Here is a 17,319-nt window from a genome sequence, read left to right as displayed (position 1 = left end):
CCTTTCCACTTCTGGGTGATTTGTATCACGGCCGATCGGGTCGTGCTGGGTGTCAACGGGTTTCGGGGCCGGTCCGCCCGGCCCCGAACGCTCAGTCGGCGGTACCCGTGCCGAAGTCCTCGGTGCCCGCGGTGAACCGCAGGGTCTTGCGGGTCGAGACGGTGAGGTCGATCTCGGCCGAGGAGATCGAGCGGACCGCCGCGTCGCTGGCATAGGCGGTGACCTGATACCGGCCGGGTTGCAGGGCGCGGAAGCTGACCTGCCCGTCCACGCCGGTGGTCAGCCGCCGGTGCACGGTGTCGCCGCAGGAGTCGAAGCCGGTCAGCACCACCTTGCCGCCGGGGATCGGCCGCCGGGTGCCGGTGGTGATGAGCACCGCGTCGATCTGGCCGATGGCGGTCGGGCTGGGGGCGCGCGCCTGGAGGTCGTCCTGGCGGGGCTGGCCGGGTAGCCCGCAGGTCGATTTCTGGGCGACCGAGTCGTCGTGGCCGGGGTGCGCGTGCGCACCCCCCATCGCGGTCCCGATCAGAACTGCCGCCAGCAAGCCGATCGCCGAACTCCGGATAACGCCGAACCGTGGCATGCGCCGTTTCCCTCCTTTTCCTCGGTTTTTCCTCGGTGAGGTAACGCTCGGGCGGCAACCTTACTGTCGGGAATTTTGCCGGGGGCATCGGGAGTTGTCCTGGAGACGGTTGTGGCCGAAGTCCGCCAACCGTGGCTCTCATCGAGGAGGAGACGTGACCGAAACCCGTATGGCGATTCTGGCCGGTGGTTGCTTCTGGGGAATGCAGGAGCTGATCCGCAGGCAACCGGGCGTGCTCGCGACCCGGGTCGGCTATACCGGGGGCCGCAACGACCACCCCACCTATCGCAATCATCCCGGGCACGCGGAGGCCGTGGAGATCGTCTACGACCCCGCGCAGACCGATTACCGGGCGCTGCTCGAGTTCCTTTTCCAGATCCACGACCCCACCACCCGCGATCGGCAGGGCAACGACATCGGTTCCAGCTATCGATCGGCCATTTTCTATCTCGACGAGGACCAGCGCCGGGTCGCTCTCGACACCATCGCCGATGTGGACGCCTCCGGGCTGTGGCCGGGCAAGGTCGTCACCGAGGTGACCCCGGCCAGCACCTTCTGGGACGCCGAGCCCGAACACCAGGACTACCTGCGGCGTTACCCCGACGGCTACACCTGCCACTTCCCGCGCCCCGGCTGGAAACTGCCCAAGCGGGAAAACGCCGACAACTGAGTCACCACGCCCACTGATGTCCATATGCCATGATCGGCAGTGTTCTGCTCAGGAATAGGCGGCCCCGGCCGTCCCGTCGATGAGGGGTGCGATTCGAATGACGTATGGACAGCAGCAACCCGGCTATCCGCCGGCGGGACCGAAGCTCGGCGTCGGCGACGCGATCGGATACGGGTGGAACAAATTCAAGGACAACGCGGTGGTGTGGATCGCCATCGTGTTGGTCGCGGTGCTGATCCAGGTGGCGCTGAATTTCATCTTCGGGCTCGGCAACACCGATACCGACGACGACGGTGCCCTCGTGATCGGGTTCGGGATCTGGCAGTTGCTCGGCACCATCGTCACCACGATCGTCGGCTATCTGATCTCGGCGGCGCTGGTGCGCGGCGCGCTGCACGAAACCGACGGGCGCAAACCGGCATTCGGTGATTTCTTCCAGTTCAGCAAAGTCGGCGTGATCATTCTGGCCGGTCTGCTGGTGGGGCTGGCGACCGGTATCGGTCTGCTGCTGTGCATTCTGCCGGGTATCGTCATCGCGTTCTTCACCTGGTGGACCATGCAATTCGTGATCGACCGGGACCAGGACGCGGTCACCGCGATCAAATCCAGCTTCTCGGCGATCTCGGCCAATGCCGGGCCACTGCTGTTGCTGGCGCTGGCGCTGTTCGGCATCAATGTGCTGGGCGCGATTCCGTGCGGTCTCGGTCTGCTGGTGACGATCCCGCTGACGATCATCGCCTCGACCTACGCCTACCGCGTGGTCACCGGCGGACCGGTCGCCGGAGCGGCGGCCACCCCCGAGCCGGGCTATCCGCAGCAATACGGCGGTCCCGCAGGCGGATTCGGTGGTCAGCCGGGTTACGGCGAGGGCGGTCAGGGCTACGGCGGACCGGGTTACGGCGGTCCCGCCGAGGGTGGTCAGGGTTACGGCGGCCCCGGCGGCGGAACCCCGGGCTATGGCGGCCCGGAATCCGGACCCGATCTGGGTAAGCCGGGCGACCAGGGTGGTCCCGAAAACCGCTGACAGGCAAGAGAAAAGGGCGTGCGCGATCGATGCGCACGCCCTTTTTCCTGGGTTACTCGCAGCCGTACCCGTCGCCGTCGCGGTCCAGGCCGTAGTCGTCGGGGCCGATGACGCGGACCGGGCCGGTGTAGACGGGGCCGTTGCCGCTGCCGCCCTCGCAGTCGACATCGCTGACGATCGGCAGGCAGGGGGTGTACGAGCTGTGGCAGTTCGAGGGCTGCGCGGTGGCCACGGCCGGGGACGCGATCGCGAAGGCGAAGGCCGCGACGGCGGAGGCGGCGAGGGTGACGGCGAGTTTCATGGTGCTCCGTTTCAGTTGTACAGCGGCGCACAGTGTTTCACGCATGGGTGGTTTGCCGGAAATCTGCGGATCGGTACCTGCCGGTAAACTGGGTGGTTCGTTGATACCGGGGAGGTTCCGTGCGGGGGAAGTGGCGTCGTTGGTCGTGGCGTGGGCGTAGCGCGTTCGTCGTGGGGGTGGTGCTCGCGGTCGTGTTCGCGCCGGTCATCGGGGTGTTGTGCGCGCTGCTGGCGCACAATGTGGGCGAGCAGTCCGAGCAGGCGCGCACCAGGGGGCGCGACGCGGTGTGGCTCGGGCACGCGTGGGTCGACGGGCGCCGGACCGACGCCGATGTGGCCGCGCTGGCGACGTTGCTGGCCGGTACCGGAGTCCGGGATCTGTACGTGCACACCGGTCCGCTGGAACACGACGGCAGCCTGCGCGACGAACTGGCACCGCGCGCCCGCTGGTTCGTCGACGCCGTGCACGCGAGACTGCCCGGCCTCCGGGTGCAGTCCTGGCTCGGTGATGTCGTGCAGCCCGAATTCGACGGGCTGGACCTGGAATCGGCGGACTCCCGTGCACGGGTGGTCGCCTCGGCCCGCCGGGTGCTGGACTACGGCTTCGACGGCGTGCACTACGACCTCGAACCCGTGCGCTCCGGGTCATCCGGGTTCCTGTCCCTGCTCGACGCCACCCGCGCGGTGACCGCGGCCGCCGGGGTCCCGCTGTCGGTCTCGGCCCCCGTGATCGACCCGCTCCCCGGCCTGCACTCGGTCGGCCTGGCCGTCGCCGACCACGGAAAGTGGTGGAGCCAAGCCTATTTCGCCGACGTGGCCCGCCGCGTCGACCAGGTCGCGGTCATGACCTACGACACCGCCATGCCCACCCGCGCCCTCTACAGCGGCTACGTCGCCCAGCAGACCACCCTCGCCCTCGAGGTCACCCCGTCCCACGTGGACCTCCTCCTGGGCGCCCCCGCCTTCTGGGCCGACGACCCCGGCCACCACGGCGCCGCCGAAACCGTCGCCGCCGCCGTCCGCGGCATCCGCCTCGGCCTCACCCGCACCGCCCCCACCCGCACCACCTTCGGCATCGCCCTCTACGTCGATTTCGCCGCCACACCCCAGGACTGGACCGACTACCGCCGGGGCTGGGTCCGAACCCCGGCCTGAACCGCGGCCCGGCAGCTCACGGCCGCGAGCCGGCCAGTGCCGAATCGCCCGCGGGTGACAACCACGCCCGCAGTTCGGAGATGTAGTCGCCGGGCAGCTGTGCCTCGACGGCACCGTCGATCAGGATCTGGACGTACTCCTGGTCGGGGGCCGATCCGCGATTGTCCGGGTAGGAGATATAGGCCCAGCAGTACTCGGTGCCGTGTTGCTCGGTGTGCACGGGGACGGCGATGCGCAGGTACGCCTCGGGGTCCTCGATCGCGTCCATCTCGCGCAGATCGCTGTCCGAGATCTCCCAGACCAGCCCGATCACCTGGCTCGACGGTTCCGGCGACGGTTCGACGCTGGCGACCGCGCCGGGGCGATAGGACCCGGTCCGGTTGAATGCCAGCCGGAATCGTTCGAGGGTGCCGGTGCCGCGCAGGGAAGCGCTCGGGCAACGACGTTGCATCTGGGCAGCGGACATATTGGAGCCGTAGGCGAAGTAGAGCACCATCTAGACCTCCTCTATCGATGCGGTGAGCTGGTCGGCGGAGGTGACCAGCGTGACGTTCCCGAACCGCTTCATGGACATGACATTCGACCTGACCGCGGCTGCGAGATCTCGCCGGCCGTGAATGAAGATCGCGGTATCGGCGATGCGCACGCTGGAGTCTTCCAGATCGCGGTCGGTGGACAGCGACATCTCCATGACATTGTTCCTGCGGGCGGCATCGATCACACAGACATGGGCCAGGTCGCGCATGTCCTCGACGTGATTCACCAGGTAGAGATGGAAGTGCTGCGGATACTGGATCACCAGTTCGCGCAGTCGATCACACCAGCGGGGATGGACGTGGTTGAACGTCTGGAACCGGATCACATGGACACCGCGGGCGAGCGCGTCCCTGGTCGCGGAGTGATACAGGTCCGCCAGCCGTTGCCCTTCCGGACCCCGATAGGTGAAGCCCTCGCCGGTGATCACGATTTCCTCGGTGGCACGGCCGAGCTGGTCGATGAAGTACGCGTAGAAGGCGGTATTGAATTGTCCGTCTTTCGGTTCGAAGACGCGGATCTTCTGTAGGCCGCCCATTCGCCGGAATCGGAAGAACTGCGTCAGCAGTCCCGAGGTGATCAAGCCGGCGATGATGCCGAGCAGGAGTTCGGTGAGCATAGGCGATCCGTTCGCACGCAACGTGTTCCAATATTCCTGTATAGCTGCCAGGCGGGGATCCGGCAACGATCGGGACATCGAGCAGGTGCGAGATCGTGCTGGTCAGGTGGTGTGGATGAGGTCGGGGAAGGCGGCGGCGATCTGTGGGAAATCGGCACGGGGAACGGTGATCTCGAGGTCGGCGTGGGCGCGCGAGATCGTCCCGGCGAACAGGTCGAGGGCCCAGCCGCCCGCCACTGCCCACGGCACCCCGCACCCATCCAGCCGTTCGGCCACCACACCGGGCGTCCAGGCATCCCACCGCCGATCGGCTTCGGCGGCACTGATCGACCGTCCACCGTCCGGAGAGCTCATGCCTCCATCATGGTCGCCCACCGTTACCGGTGCGCCCGCGTTGTGAGCAATGGTGACGCAGGTGAGACGGGTTCGTGAAGTGTGCACGGACATCGGCCACTGCGTGGCCGTGCCGCCGTGGTCGTGGTCAGGGGCTCGGCGCGGGGAGTGCGGCGTCGGTGGGCAGCCCGAGGGCGGTGGTGGTGTCCACGCCGTGCAGCTGGGCACCGGTCAGGTCTGTGCCGGTGAGAACGGTGCCCGTGAGGTCGGCATCGGCGAGGTCGGCGCCGGACAGACGCGCGGTGTCGAGGCGGGTACGGCGCAGCACCGCGCCGCGCAGGTCGGCTGCCCGTAGGTCGGCACCGGTGAAGGTCGCCTCGGACAGGTCCGCGTCGCGGAGATCGGCGCCACGGAGATCCGCGGCCGACAGATCCGTCCGCGCCAGGCGGGCGCCGGGCAATCGGACACCGCGCAGATCCGCTCCGGGCAGCCGGGCACCGCTGAGATCGAGTCCGGTCACGCTGTGCTTGCCCGCGAGCCTGCCGCGCAGGACCGCCACCGCGTCGACGAGATCACCGGGGCCGGTGCCGAATTCGCCGTTGGCGGTGCGGCGCTGGAGCAGCCTGGCCAGGAGTCGCAGACCACGTTCCCGTTCGCGCGGCGCGTCCTCCATGAGCCGTTGCAGCGCGAAGACCCCACCGGAGCGGGTCACCGGATCGTCGTCGGCGAGGTGTCCCACTACCGCGCTGAACCGGTCGACGTCCTGTTTCGCCCGGTCGAGCAGGAACTTGCGCACCGTATAGAACAGCCCGGCCAAGGCGATGAGAGTCCCGATGAGCGCGGCGAACTGGCCACGCTGGGCCACCGCGGCGTCGAGACGCTCCTTGGGTGTCAGCTCGCGCAAGCTCTCCGGCGCGAGCATCAGCGGCAGCCGGTAGATCGCCAGGATCAACAGGACCACCCCCGCGGCGATGCCGAGGGCGGTGAGGGTCGGTCGTACTCTCATCGACACTGTCCAGACTCCTCGACGTCGTGCCGGGTCGTTGTCCGCACTGTACTATGCGGAGTCGTCGATGGGGGTTGGGTGATGCACTCGGATTACGCGCTGCCGGAACGGGTTCGGCCGTTCGTCAACCATGTCGCGCTGCTCGACGAGGTGACGAAGTACGTCTTGACGAGTGGCCCGGGAAATCGCGTCGTCGTGCTGACCGGGGAACCCGGGATCGGGAAGACCGCGGTGGGCATCGAACTCACGCACGAGCTGCGGGCCTACTACCCCGACGGCATGCTGTTCCTCGAACTCGGTGGGGTCGATCAGGCCGATCATCCCGAGGATGTGATCGGGCTGGCCCTGCGGGGGTTGCGACATCCTGCCGCCGACATTCCGGCCGGACGCGATCGGCGTGGCCTGTATCTGTCGCTCACCGCCGGGGGATCCAGGGTGATCTTCCTCGATGGCGTCGTGACGGAGGCTCAGGTCCGGGCCTTGCTGCCCGCGGAGGGGTCGTCGTTGGTCATCGTCACCGAAGCCAGACCGGCCACGCCACTCGATGCCGTGGGGATGCGGGCGTTCGTGGTCGACCAGCTGGACGACGCCCCGGCACGGCACCTTCTCGGAGAGCTGATCGGAAGGAGCAGGAGCGAGGCGGAACCGGCCGCTTTCGACGCTCTGCTCGGCCAGTGCGGGAATGTTCCGCACGCCATCCGCATCGTCGCGAGTATGGTGTGCCGGAGCGCGAACGGGCGAGCCGCGCGTCCGCTGGCCGAAACCGCCGACCGGCTGCGGGATCCCGTGCGTAGGCGAACCGCGTTCGCGCTGGCGCGCGTCTACGGGGCCGCGTACGGCTTGCTCTCCGTCCGGTCCAAGCAGTGCTATCGCGCGCTCGGGCTCCGTGCTCATGGCGGCCAGGTCAGCGCGGAGGCCATGGCGGCGGTGCTCGGCCTCTCGGTGGGCGCGGCGGCCGAATTGCTGATCGACCTGGCTGATATGTGGCTGGTCTCGCGCGTCGATGCCCCGCGCTACCGGGTGCGGGAACTGGTTCGCAGACATGCGGAGGAGGTGGACGAGCGCACCATGTCCGAGCGCAACGCCGACGAATGGCGGCTTGTCGAATTCTACGATGCGCGCATCGCCGCTGCCGATGCCCTGATCGCGCCCGGACGCCCGTGGCGGCGGCTGCTGCTGGGTGAATCCGCGCCCGATACCACGCTGTTCGGCAGCGTCGAGCAGGCACGAGCCTGGTTGTGGGAGGAACGCACCGCGATTCTCGCGGCCGCGGAATTCCTCGACAGCGTCGGCGACGACCGCTACCCGCAGCGGTGGGCGGTGCTGCTGTGGGCGTTCCACGAACAGGAGAAGATTCTCGGCGATCTCGCGCTCCTGTACACGTGGGGCGTGGCAGCCGCCGAGCGGGCCGCGCAGCCCGACCTGCTGGCCCTGCTGCGTCTGCAGTACGGGTTCGGCATGCTCTGGGAAGGTGAACTCGATTCGGCGGCAGCGGAATTCGAGTCGGCGATCGCCGGTGCGATACGGCCGGACGTCAAGGCCAGTGCGATCGAAGGACTCGGGCTCGTCCGGCTCGACCAGGGCAGAAGCTATGAGGCGCTGGAACTCCTGCGGGACAACGCCCGGCTGGCCAGGGAGATCGGGGATCCGCGCCGGATCCTGATCGCCGAGTTCCATCTCGCCAAGGTGGAATCGCCGCGGACGGCCTTGGCGCTACTCGATGGTGTGGAGGCCGGGCTGCGCACGTTGCCGTCGGACGAAGCGGACAATCTGGCCAAGACGAAGTACTGGCGAGGCCGCAAGCTCACGCTCATCGGTGATTACCCGCGCGCGGCGGCCGAGCTCGCGCAGGCGTACACGGCCATGGAATCGCGGAGTCGATCGTTCGATCTCGGGAAGATCGCCGAAGCGTCGGGGGAAGTCGCCCACAGCCTCGGTGATTCCGCCGATGCGCGCGATTTCCTGCTGCGGGCGGTCGGCCATTTCGAGCAGGCCGGACTCACCGCCGATGCGGCGCATGCCCGGGCGAGGATCGAGCAGTGGGGACTGTGATCACGCCAGGACCGTCACACTGTGGGCGAGTCCGCCGCAGTCGATAGCCCATTCACCGACGAGATCGGGCAGGGTGGCACCGCGAACGAGATGGTGCTGGGCGGCTGAGGAGAACAGGCGGCACGCCTCGTCGTCCCCGTGGACGGACAGCACGGCCCTGTCCGTGCCGAGCAACCATTCGCCGGGTCGATGGGGTGCGGTGGCGAGGCGGCAGCCGGGGAGCGCGCGCAGCGTTTCGGTGATCCAGGTGCTGGTGTCGGTGCCCGGCGTGCCGATCATGATGTCGGCCAACCGTAACCAGCGGTGCAGGGGCTCGCGCACCCCGACCGCCAGGTGCGCGCCACGGGGAAGATCGCGGCCCGCGCGGAGCCGCTCGGCTGGATAGCGTGTCACGGCCGCGCGGCCGATCCGCGGCGAATCCACCAGCACCAGATGGGAATCGACCCGGGGTAGCGGTGCGCGCGGGAGCGGGGCGGTGGGAATCTCCGGTGAACCGGTCGGCTCGGTGAGGTTCATCGTCGCGTACATCGCGGTCCGCAGGATCGCCGCGCCCGCCATCGGGTACGACGTGGTCAGGTCGGTGGCGCCCGCGTACCGCGCGGCGTAGTGGCCGGTGATGGCGGCCTCGACCTGGGCCGCGATATCACTGTCCGGGTCGAGGCGTGGCGCGGCGGAGAGGAACCGGCTGATCGGTGAGGCCGGGTCGACCGTGTGCCCGGGCGCGACCGCCAGGAGCGGGGCGATACCGAGCGCGGCGGCATAGAAGCCCACCGAACCGTGGTCGCTGACGACCAGGTCCGCGGCGACGATCGCTGATTTCCAGCCGTCGATATCGTCGATGATATGGGCACCCGCTCGGGTAGCCGCCGCGAGGTATTCGCGGAATTGCCATTCGGAATGCTCGGCGAGAATATTCGGGTGGGGTGCGACGGCAATGCTGAATTCATCCGAGGAGAGGGTTTCGGCGAGCCGGAGTGGTAGATCCGGGTGCTGTCCGAGTAGGCCGGGTTCTCCCCATGTCGACGAGACCACGATCAGTTTTCGGGTGGTCGGCAAGCCATAGGCGCGGCGGTAGCTCGCGCGCAAGGGGAGACCGGCGGAAAGCTGATCGAAGCAGATGTCACCGGCGATGAGAACCCGGGAGAGCGCGGCGGGCAAGGTGGCGGCCAAGCGGTCGCGTTGTTCGGTGTGGGACAGGACGATCGCGGTGGGAATCAGGGCACCGTCATGGGTCAGCCACTCGGCCGACAATCCGAACACCGCACTGTTTGTTTGTTTGTTTGTTTGTTTGTTTGTTTGTTTGTTTGTTTGTTTAGAAACTTATTGTATCCCATTCCGTGGGGAATAACGAAAAGGGGTGCTGCTATTTCCTGTAGGTCGCCCCCGTAGCTGGCGGACAGGGCGAGGTCGAACGAATAGCGGGTGGCGTCGTCCCAGCTGATTTCCGCGACGCCGCGGCGTTCCAGAAATTCGGATGTGCCACGGTCGAAGGCCGAGGATCCGGTGCGGGTGAAGACGATCCGGACGCGCGGGTCGGACGCGAGTATCGGGAGCGTGTCGAACAGCCGTGTCGAGGCGGTCGCGTTGTGGACCACCGCGAGTACTGCCCGTTCGTGCGGAAACGTCGCCCATCGATCATTACGCTCGGCAGCGAATCTGGGTCTCGCACTGGGTGACACGCCCGCTGATGCTACTGCCCGGTTCGCCGGCGGCGGTCGGTGAGCCAGGCGAGGGGGCGGCGGTGGTGGGGGCGGGCGCGGTTCTCCCAGCGGGGGTTGTCCTCGTCGCGGCGGTAGACGGGGACGCGACCGGCGACGGTGAAGCGGAGGGTGGTGGCGGTGCCGACGACCTCGCCGTCGGCGGCGACGGCCTGGGGGGTGCGGGTGGCGACGGTGAGTTCGTGCATCTGGCGTTCGCCGTAGACGCGGCTGTGGCCGATGGCGGCCAGCATCAGGGCCAGCACCGCGCGGGTGCGGGAGAAGTGGACGTCGGCGCGCAGCCAGCGCACGTCGAGCAGGCCCTCGTCGAGGCGGGAGCGGAAGGCGGGGACGGCGCCGTGCGGGTGGTAGGGGCCGTTGCCGACGAACAGGAACCACAGGTCGTGCCAGCGGTCGTCGATGCGGATCCGGATCGGTTCGGAGCGGTGCAGGGTGACGATCAGGGCCGCGGCGAAGGCGGGCCATTTGCCCCAGCGGTCCTGCCATTTCTCGCGCAGGCGCACCAGATCGGGGTAGGCGCCGATGCTGGCGGTGTTGATCAGGTGGTGGGTGCGGGTGCCCTCGGGGGTCTCGAATTCCACGGCGGCGATGTCGACTTCGACGGCCTCGCCGGTGCTGGTCGCGTCGACGACCTCGCGCAGGTCGTAGACGCCGAGGTCGCGGGCGAAGTGGTTGAGGGTGCCCGCGGGGACGACGACCAGGGGCAGTTTGTTACGCACCGCGACGGCCGCGGCGGCGGCGATGGTGCCGTCGCCCCCGGCGGCGCCGACGGCCACGATCGAGGGATCGATGGCCTGCTGGAGCTGCTCGGCGGCGTCGCGGCCGGGCGCGGTGTGCAGCAGGGTGGCGCGGGGCAGCGCGGCGGCGATATCGGCGGTGGGGTCGTAGGCGGCGTCGCCGGATCGGGGGTTGATCAGCAGCAGCAGGCCGGTGCCGTCGGTCAGCACCGGCGCATCGTGGACGGCGTGCGCCTCGGCCTCGTCGGATTCGCGGATCGGCCACCAGCGGCGGGTGGTGAGCGCGACGCCGGTGCCGACGGCGGCCCCGACCAGCACGTCGGAGGGCCAGTGCGCGCCGGTGTGGATGCGCGAGTAGGCGACGGCCGCGGCCACCGGCGCGACGGCCAGGGCGGTGCGCGGGCTCTCCAGCGCGACGGCGGTGGCGAAGGCGGCGGCATTGGCGCTGTGCCCGGACGGGAACGACGAGGACGCGGGCGCCTCGATCAGCCTGCGGCCCAGCGGCATCAGTTCGGCGGGCGGGCGCCTGCGCGGAATCAGCGTCTTGAGCACCAGGTTCACCACGAAACTCGACCCGGCCAGCGCGATCACCCCGCGCAGCGCGGCCCGGCGCGGCGGGCCGGGCGTGACCGCCAGCGCCGCGGCGGTGGCCAGCCACAATCCGCCGGTATTGGCCGACCTGGTCAGCCGGAGCATCCCGCCGTCCAGGCGCGACTCCGGAATCCGGGACACCGCCCGGCTCGTCGCGGCGTCCATCCGGGCGACATTCCGGAACCGGCGACCGGGCAACTCACTCACGGCACCGACCCTACCGCGTCTCCCGCCGGTGGCGGCGCGGTCGGCAGCACCGTGACGACACCGAATCGCGGTGGGACAGACCGTATCTGCCCGCGGATCACGCAGCTGGCGGCGGCCACCCGGAGCGCGGACGATCTCGATCGCGGGGCTGGGCAGGGGCGGCCTCGGCCGATGGCGCTGATCGGCGCGGGCGCCGGGTGGGCCGGTACCTCGGACCCGATCCGCGCGGTGTCGGCGATAAGCTCGGGCCATGACCGACTCCCACCTGTTGCAGGGCCCGATCCACGATGTCCACGTCGAGCTCGGCGCCACCTTCGCGCCGTTCGGAGGGTGGGCCATGCCGGTCTCCTACGCGGGGACCGTGGGCGAGCACACCGCGACCAGGACCACCGTGGGCCTGTTCGACGTGAGCCACCTGGGCAAGGCGACCGTGCGCGGCGCGGGCGCGGTGGAGTTCGTGAACTCGGCGCTGACCAACGACCTGGGCCGGATCCGGCCGGGCAAGGCGCAGTACACGCTGTGCTGCACCCCCGAGGGCGGCGTGATCGACGACCTGATCGCCTACTACGTCGCCGACGACGAGGTGTTCCTTGTCCCCAACGCCGCCAATACCGCCGCCGTGGTCGCGGAGTTGCGCAAGGCGGCGCCCGCCGGGATCACGGTGACCGACGAGCACCGCGACTACGCGGTCTTCGCCGTGCAGGGCCCGAAGTCGACCGAGGTGCTCGCCGCGCTCGGCCTGCCCACCGACATGGAGTACATGGCCTACGCCGACGCCGAATGGCAGGGCCGCCCGGTGCGGGTGTGCCGCACCGGCTACACCGGCGAGCACGGCTACGAGCTGCTGCCGCGATGGGACGACGCCGCGCCGGTGTTCCGTGCCCTGGTCGCCGCGGTCGAGGCGGCCGGTGGCCAGCCCGCCGGGCTGGGCGCGCGCGACACCCTGCGCACCGAGATGGGCTACCCGCTGCACGGCCACGAACTCTCCGTCGACATCACCCCCAACCAGGCCCGCACCGGCTGGGCGGTCGGCTGGAAGAAGCCCGAGTTCTGGGGCAAGGCCGCGCTCGAGCAGGAGAAGGCCGACGGACCGCGCCGCCTGCTGATGGGCCTCGCGGCCATCGACCGCGGCGTGCTGCGCCAGGGCCAGACCGTGCTGCGCGACGGCGCGCCGGTCGGGGAGACCACCTCGGGCACCTTCTCGCCCACCCTCAAGGTCGGCATCGCGCTGGCGCTGCTCGACACCGAGGCGAAGCTGGCACCGGGCGACGAGGTCGAGGTCGACGTGCGCGGGCGCAAGCTGCGCGCGACGGTGGTCAAGCCGCCGTTCGTCGACACCAACACGAAGTGACCGCACCCGCCGGATAGGATCGCATCATGACAGTCGCTGCACAGTTCACTCGTATTCCGCATCCCGCGCCCGTCTCGGCGCAGCAGCGGGAAGAGGTACTGGCGGCCCCCGGGTTCGGGCGCTTCTTCACCGATCACATGGTCTCGATCGACTACGCCGACGGCGAGTGGGGCAACGCGCGCGTCGAACCGTACGGCCCGCTGTCGATGGACCCGGCCACCATGGTGTTCCACTACGGTCAGGCCATCTTCGAGGGTCTCAAGGCCTACCGGCAGGCCGACGGCAGCATCGCCACTTTCCGCATCGACGCCAATGCCGCGCGGTTCCGCCGCTCGGCGGCGCGGATGGCGATGGCCGAACTCCCCGAGGAACTCTTCGTCGAATCGGTGCGTCAGCTGCTCGACGTGGACGCCGACTGGGTGCCCGCGGCCGGTGGCGAGGAGTCGCTCTACCTGCGTCCGTTCATGTTCTCCACCGAGGCGGGCCTGGGCGTGAAGCCCGCCTCGGCCTACAAGTACCTGCTGCTGGCCTCGCCCGCCGGTGCGTACTTCCCGCGCGGGGTGAAGCCGGTGCGGGTGTGGCTGTCCACCGAGTACGTGCGCGCGGCCCCCGGCGGCACCGGCGAGGCGAAGGTGGCGGGCAACTACGCGGCCTCGCTGCTCGCGCAGGCCCAGGCCACCGAGAAGGGCTGTGACCAGGTGGTCTGGCTGGACGCGTGCGAGCGCAGCTATGTCGAGGAGATGGGGACCAACAACCTGTTCTTCGTCTATGGCACCGGCTCCGAGGCCCGCCTCGTCACTCCGGAGCTGTCCGGTTCGCTGCTGCCCGGCATCACTCGTGACTCGCTGCTGACGCTGGCGGCCGACTCGGGGTACCCGGTCGAGGAACGCAAGGTCTCGGTGGAGGAATGGCGCAAGGGGGCCGAATCCGGTGAGATCAGTGAGGTTTTCGCGTGCGGGACCGCTGCGGTGATCACGCCGGTCGGCTGGGTGCGCTCGGCGGAGGGTGAGTTCAGTATCGGTGGTGGGGAGCCGGGTGAGGTGACGATGGCGTTGCGTGACACGCTCACCGGTATCCAGCGGGGGACGTTCGCTGACACTCACGGCTGGATGCGCAACCTTTAGGGCGTGCGGAACAGCCGATGTTGACCTGCCCCGGGCGGTGAGCGCTGTGTTTATTGGAGCGCTGGCGCGCTCGAGTCGCGGCCCCTAGGGGCCGCCGGTCAGCGCTCGAGACTCGCGCCTGCGGCGCCTGCGCTTCGAGCGCTGACCGGCGACCCGGCCGCGACCGGCCACTTCGTGGCCGCCGCTCCTCGGGGTCGCGGGTGCGGGGCTGGGAGTGCGGTCATGGCGGACTTCAGTGGTGCCAGGTGGCTGGTAGTGCGGTGGGACGCCTCGTCAGCCGGGCATCAGGGCCTGCCATTGCTGGAGGGTTTGGGGGCGCAGGACGTAGTTGTTGTCCTTGACCGAACCCAGGGCGGCGCTGGGGGATTCGGAGTACCAGTGGCCGGGGTAGACGGTGGGGTTGCCGTCGAGGGCGGCCAGGCGGCGCAGGCTGCGGAACATCTCGTCGGAGTCGCCGCCGGGGAAGTCGGTGCGGCCGCAGCCGTCGATGAACAGGGTGTCGCCGGAGATCAGGCGGTTGTCGAACAGGAAGCACTGGCTGCCGGGGGTGTGGCCGGGGGTGTGCAGTAACTCGATCTCGAAGGCGCCGACGGTGACCTTGTCGCCGTTGTCGTGGCCGGTCAGTTCGCTGGGAGCGATGCCGGTGGTCTGCGCGACCCAGTCCAGTTCCTGCTTGTTGACGTGCACGGGGACGCTGGTCTTCTCGAGCAGTTCGGCCACGCCGCCGAGGGTGAAACCGAGCATGGTGCCGCCGACGTGGTCGGGGTGGTGGTGGGTGGCGAGCACGCCGCTGACCCGCATGCCGTCGGCCTCGGCGACCTCGACCAGGTCCGAGGCCTTGTACGCCGGATCGACCAGCACGGTATCCCCGGTCTCCCGATCGCCGATCAGGTACGCGAAATTGCGCATCTGGGTGGCGATCGGATCGCCGACGGCGTAGTCCCGGCCGGACAGCAGCTGGCGGAAATAGAGGCGCTCGGATGACATGGCGTCCACTGTATTGCCACCGGTGTGCTGGGGCGGCAACCGAGTACCGATGAGCGGACGGTCTGTGTCACGGCACAAGCGCCCGATGTGCCTCTTGTGACCATTCGGGGTTTGCCGGGGCTCGGGGCGCCGGTCAGCCCATCAGCGAAAAGCCAACGGCGGCAAGCGAAACCGTGATCTCGAGCACCGCGCCGAGGACGTCGCCGGACAGGCCGCCGAAGCGGCGCGCGCAGTGCCGCACGATCACCAGGGCCACCGTGAGGGCGATCACGGTGACGAGCGGGCCGAGCCAGAGAGTCGCCGGGACCGCCGCCACGGCCCCCGCGAGCGCGGACACGCTCCAGACCGCGATCACCACGGGCGGCTGGGTGCCCGCCACCAGCGCGCCGAATCCGGCTTCGGGAGCGGCCGGGACCCCGGTGCGGCAGGCCGCGACGACCGCGACCCGGCCCAGCGCGACCGCGAGCGCGATCGCCCACCAGCGCTCGTGTCCGGCCAGCGCCGCGAAGGCCACCGCCTGGATGCCGATGGCGAAGATCAGCGCCGCCACCCCGAAGGGGCCCGCACCGCCGGATTTCATGATCTGCCTGGCCCGCTCCGGCGGACCGTAGCTGCCGAGCCCGTCGACGGTGTCGGCCAGGCCGTCCAGGTGCATGCCCCGGGTGAGCAGGGCCAGCAGGCCGACGGTGAGCAGCCCGGCGAGCAAGGTGTCGAGCCCGGCCCTGCCGAATGCCCACATCGCGGCCGCGGCGATCACCCCGAGGAGCAGGCCGACGGCCGGGGCGAGGGCGATCGCCCGCCCAGCACTGCGGCGATCCACGGTCGCGGGCCCGGAGATCGGGGCGACCGTGAGCCAGGAGAGCGCCAACCGCACGGCGTTCACCTCGGCACCGGCATACGCTGCCACCTCGACGCGCCCCCGTACGGCCTCGCCGCCCACGTTGTCTGCTCGGGCCTCCCGCCGGGGGAAGCGTGTCCGTGTCGTCGTGGTCGGCGGACGTCCGGGCGACGGCGATCGGCGCGCGCGGGCTGCTCGACCAGCCCTGCCGTGACGGCGGGTTCTGCCTCGCTGCCTCGGCCCGCGACGACCAGTGGGCGGTCTGTCCACCGATTGCCGCGCGCACTCTCGGACGGGCGACCGATCATCGCGCTCCGCGGGAGTCTCCGCGTCGACGCGCGGGGAACGGTCACTTGGTCAGGTCGAGCGCGGCGGGTTCGTCGTCGGCGGTGCTCACGCCCGCGTCGGCGAAGGTCGACATCTCCGCCAGCGCGGCGACGGCGGCGCGCACGACGGGCAGGGCGGTGAGCGCGCCGGAGCCCTCGCCCAGGCGCATCGACAGGTCGATCAGCGGGTCCAGACGCAGGTGCTTCAGGGCCAGGTCGTGGGCCGGTTCGGTGGAGCGGTGCGAGGCCAGCCACCAGTCCTTGGCGCCCGCGGCGAGGTCCTCGGCGACCAGGGCGGCGGCGGTCACGACCACGCCGTCGAGCAGCACGGGGGTGCGGCGGAGCGCGGCCTGGGCCAGGAAACCGGCCATGGCGGCGAAGTCGGCGCCCGCGGCGACGCGCAGCAGGTCGACCGGGTCCTTGGCGATCGGGCGGGCCCGACGCATGCCGTCGCGGATGGCGGCGACCTTGCGGATCCAGCCCGCGTCGTCGACGCCGGTGCCGCGGCCGACGGCGGCGACCGGCTCGGTGCCGGTGAGGGTGGCGATCAGGACGGTGGCGGGGGTGGTGTTGCCGATGCCCATGTCCCCGGCGATGAGCAGGTCGGCGCCCGCGTCGATCTCCTCGTCGGCGACGGCGCGACCGGCGGCCAGCGCGGCGGCGACCTCGTCCTCGGTCAGGGCGTCCTCGCGGTCGATGGCGCCGCTGCTCCGGCGGACCTTGTGCGCCGATACGGTGGGGTCGGTGTCGCCGTCGACGGCGATATCGACCACCCGTACCGTCGCGTCCGCGACCGCGGCCAGGGCGTTCACCGCGGCGCCCCCGGCCAGGAAGTTGGCCACCATCTGCGCGGTGACCTCGCTGGGGTAGGCCGAGACGCCGTGCTTCGCCACGCCGTGGTCACCGGCGAAGACCACCACCCGCGCCCGCTCGAACTGCCGTGGCGGGCACACGCCCTGGCAGGCCGCGACCCAGTTGCCGATCTCCTCGAGCCGTCCCAGTGATCCGGCCGGTTTGGTCAGCTGCCGCTGGCGCTGCTCGGCCGCCGCGCGCACCCGCGCGTCCGGGGCCGCGACCGGGTCGAATCCGTGAGTCACTAGCAAGCCTTTCGACAGTGGTGCCGGGTGTCCGACGCTCATCTTGCCCGGATCGCGCGCCGTCGCG

Annotated in this window: 18 protein-coding genes; 6 read left to right on the top strand and 12 right to left on the bottom strand. The window is 69.9% G+C overall.

The window, feature by feature from the left end; translation table 11 throughout:
* Positions 1 to 91: 91 nt before the first annotated feature.
* On the bottom strand, positions 92 to 583 hold the full coding sequence (locus WA675_RS19570) for a carboxypeptidase-like regulatory domain-containing protein (RefSeq protein ID WP_336086082.1): 492 nt from the start codon (positions 581 to 583) through the stop codon (positions 92 to 94).
* A gap of 169 nt (positions 584 to 752) precedes the next feature.
* Here WA675_RS19570 and msrA point away from each other — a divergent pair, with 169 nt between their 5' ends.
* Positions 753 to 1,253, top strand: a complete 501-nt coding sequence (gene msrA, locus WA675_RS19565; RefSeq protein WP_442945682.1) for a peptide-methionine (S)-S-oxide reductase MsrA — start codon at positions 753 to 755, stop codon at positions 1,251 to 1,253.
* Positions 1,254 to 1,350: 97 nt separating this feature from the next.
* Positions 1,351 to 2,277, top strand: a complete 927-nt coding sequence (locus WA675_RS19560) for a hypothetical protein (RefSeq protein ID WP_336086080.1) — start codon at positions 1,351 to 1,353, stop codon at positions 2,275 to 2,277.
* A 52-nt stretch (positions 2,278 to 2,329) separates the two neighbouring features.
* On the opposite strand, the gene WA675_RS19555 is transcribed toward WA675_RS19560, so the two are convergent.
* Complete coding sequence (locus tag WA675_RS19555) at positions 2,330 to 2,578, bottom strand: hypothetical protein (RefSeq protein ID WP_336086079.1); 249 nt, start codon at positions 2,576 to 2,578, stop codon at positions 2,330 to 2,332.
* Between the two features lie 170 nt (positions 2,579 to 2,748).
* Between WA675_RS19555 and WA675_RS19550 the strand changes: the two genes are divergently transcribed.
* A complete protein-coding gene (locus WA675_RS19550) occupies positions 2,749 to 3,732 on the top strand; it encodes a hypothetical protein (protein ID WP_336086078.1) in 984 nt (327 codons plus the stop codon).
* Between the two features lie 16 nt (positions 3,733 to 3,748).
* Here WA675_RS19550 and WA675_RS19545 read toward each other — a convergent pair whose 3' ends face one another.
* The 4 genes from WA675_RS19545 to WA675_RS19530 form a co-directional block, all read right to left on the bottom strand.
* Positions 3,749 to 4,228, bottom strand: a complete 480-nt coding sequence (locus tag WA675_RS19545) for a gamma-glutamylcyclotransferase family protein (RefSeq protein ID WP_336086076.1) — start codon at positions 4,226 to 4,228, stop codon at positions 3,749 to 3,751.
* Positions 4,229 to 4,885 (bottom strand): hypothetical protein, encoded by a 657-nt coding sequence (locus WA675_RS19540; protein ID WP_336086074.1) that lies wholly within the window; start codon positions 4,883 to 4,885, stop codon positions 4,229 to 4,231. It lies immediately after the preceding gene.
* Between the two features lie 102 nt (positions 4,886 to 4,987).
* Positions 4,988 to 5,239 (bottom strand): nucleotidyltransferase domain-containing protein, encoded by a 252-nt coding sequence (locus WA675_RS19535; protein ID WP_336086073.1) that lies wholly within the window; start codon positions 5,237 to 5,239, stop codon positions 4,988 to 4,990.
* Between the two features lie 127 nt (positions 5,240 to 5,366).
* On the bottom strand, positions 5,367 to 6,224 hold the full coding sequence (locus tag WA675_RS19530) for a pentapeptide repeat-containing protein (RefSeq protein ID WP_336086071.1): 858 nt from the start codon (positions 6,222 to 6,224) through the stop codon (positions 5,367 to 5,369).
* 81 nt (positions 6,225 to 6,305) lie between these two features.
* Between WA675_RS19530 and WA675_RS19525 the strand changes: the two genes are divergently transcribed.
* Entirely contained in the window at positions 6,306 to 8,276 is a 1,971-nt protein-coding gene (locus WA675_RS19525; protein WP_336086069.1) for a hypothetical protein, read from the top strand.
* On the opposite strand, the gene WA675_RS19520 is transcribed toward WA675_RS19525, so the two are convergent.
* The 3 genes from WA675_RS19520 to WA675_RS19510 form a co-directional block, all read right to left on the bottom strand.
* Positions 8,277 to 9,536 (bottom strand): hypothetical protein, encoded by a 1,260-nt coding sequence (locus WA675_RS19520; protein ID WP_336086068.1) that lies wholly within the window; start codon positions 9,534 to 9,536, stop codon positions 8,277 to 8,279.
* Complete coding sequence (locus WA675_RS19515) at positions 9,509 to 9,871, bottom strand: hypothetical protein (protein ID WP_336086067.1); 363 nt, start codon at positions 9,869 to 9,871, stop codon at positions 9,509 to 9,511. Before WA675_RS19515 ends, WA675_RS19520 begins: the two co-directional genes overlap by 28 nt.
* Positions 9,872 to 9,966: 95 nt before the next feature.
* Positions 9,967 to 11,529: a bifunctional phosphatase PAP2/diacylglycerol kinase family protein gene (locus WA675_RS19510; RefSeq protein ID WP_336086066.1), complete on the bottom strand. Its 1,563-nt coding sequence runs from the start codon at positions 11,527 to 11,529 to the stop codon at positions 9,967 to 9,969.
* A gap of 250 nt (positions 11,530 to 11,779) precedes the next feature.
* On the opposite strand from WA675_RS19510, the gene gcvT reads away from it, so the two are divergent.
* Complete coding sequence (gcvT, locus tag WA675_RS19505) at positions 11,780 to 12,880, top strand: glycine cleavage system aminomethyltransferase GcvT (RefSeq protein ID WP_336086065.1); 1,101 nt, start codon at positions 11,780 to 11,782, stop codon at positions 12,878 to 12,880.
* A gap of 26 nt (positions 12,881 to 12,906) precedes the next feature.
* On the top strand, positions 12,907 to 14,004 hold the full coding sequence (locus WA675_RS19500; RefSeq protein ID WP_336086064.1) for a branched-chain amino acid aminotransferase: 1,098 nt from the start codon (positions 12,907 to 12,909) through the stop codon (positions 14,002 to 14,004).
* Between the two features lie 273 nt (positions 14,005 to 14,277).
* Here WA675_RS19500 and WA675_RS19495 read toward each other — a convergent pair whose 3' ends face one another.
* The 3 genes from WA675_RS19495 to cobT form a co-directional block, all read right to left on the bottom strand.
* Positions 14,278 to 14,991 carry an MBL fold metallo-hydrolase gene (locus WA675_RS19495; RefSeq protein WP_336086063.1) on the bottom strand — a complete coding sequence of 238 codons (714 nt, stop codon included), beginning with the start codon at positions 14,989 to 14,991 and terminating at the stop codon, positions 14,278 to 14,280.
* A 133-nt stretch (positions 14,992 to 15,124) separates the two neighbouring features.
* Positions 15,125 to 15,874, bottom strand: coding sequence for an adenosylcobinamide-GDP ribazoletransferase (locus WA675_RS19490; RefSeq protein WP_336086160.1), 750 nt, complete (start codon positions 15,872 to 15,874; stop codon positions 15,125 to 15,127).
* Between the two features lie 304 nt (positions 15,875 to 16,178).
* On the bottom strand, positions 16,179 to 17,294 hold the full coding sequence (gene cobT / locus WA675_RS19485; protein ID WP_336086062.1) for a nicotinate-nucleotide--dimethylbenzimidazole phosphoribosyltransferase: 1,116 nt from the start codon (positions 17,292 to 17,294) through the stop codon (positions 16,179 to 16,181).
* Between the last annotated feature and the right edge of the window lie 25 nt (positions 17,295 to 17,319).

It is taken from the genome of Nocardia sp. SSK8 (assembly GCF_037034205.1).
In the GTDB taxonomy this organism is placed as follows: domain Bacteria; phylum Actinomycetota; class Actinomycetes; order Mycobacteriales; family Mycobacteriaceae; genus Nocardia.
Note: the sequence above shows the minus strand (reverse complement) of the source record. Positions and strands in the feature narration are given on the sequence as shown.

What these genes read in the sequence shown, in the direction of transcription:
- WA675_RS19545 (WP_336086076.1), bottom strand. Translation starts at nt 4,228, where the DNA reads ATGGTGCTCTACTTCGCCTACGGCTCCAATATGTCCGCTGCCCAGATG.
- WA675_RS19560 (WP_336086080.1), top strand. Translation starts at nt 1,351, where the DNA reads ATGACGTATGGACAGCAGCAACCCGGCTATCCGCCGGCGGGACCGAAG.
- WA675_RS19535 (WP_336086073.1), bottom strand. Translation starts at nt 5,239, where the DNA reads ATGAGCTCTCCGGACGGTGGACGGTCGATCAGTGCCGCCGAAGCCGAT.
- WA675_RS19540 (WP_336086074.1), bottom strand. Translation starts at nt 4,885, where the DNA reads ATGCTCACCGAACTCCTGCTCGGCATCATCGCCGGCTTGATCACCTCG.
- WA675_RS19555 (WP_336086079.1), bottom strand. Translation starts at nt 2,578, where the DNA reads ATGAAACTCGCCGTCACCCTCGCCGCCTCCGCCGTCGCGGCCTTCGCC.
- gcvT (WP_336086065.1), top strand. Translation starts at nt 11,780, where the DNA reads ATGACCGACTCCCACCTGTTGCAGGGCCCGATCCACGATGTCCACGTC.
- WA675_RS19530 (WP_336086071.1), bottom strand. Translation starts at nt 6,224, where the DNA reads ATGAGAGTACGACCGACCCTCACCGCCCTCGGCATCGCCGCGGGGGTG.
- WA675_RS19495 (WP_336086063.1), bottom strand. Translation starts at nt 14,991, where the DNA reads ATGTCATCCGAGCGCCTCTATTTCCGCCAGCTGCTGTCCGGCCGGGAC.
- WA675_RS19570 (WP_336086082.1), bottom strand. Translation starts at nt 583, where the DNA reads ATGCCACGGTTCGGCGTTATCCGGAGTTCGGCGATCGGCTTGCTGGCG.
- WA675_RS19525 (WP_336086069.1), top strand. Translation starts at nt 6,306, where the DNA reads ATGCACTCGGATTACGCGCTGCCGGAACGGGTTCGGCCGTTCGTCAAC.
- cobT (WP_336086062.1), bottom strand. Translation starts at nt 17,294, where the DNA reads ATGAGCGTCGGACACCCGGCACCACTGTCGAAAGGCTTGCTAGTGACT.
- msrA (WP_442945682.1), top strand. Translation starts at nt 753, where the DNA reads ATGGCGATTCTGGCCGGTGGTTGCTTCTGGGGAATGCAGGAGCTGATC.
- WA675_RS19500 (WP_336086064.1), top strand. Translation starts at nt 12,907, where the DNA reads ATGACAGTCGCTGCACAGTTCACTCGTATTCCGCATCCCGCGCCCGTC.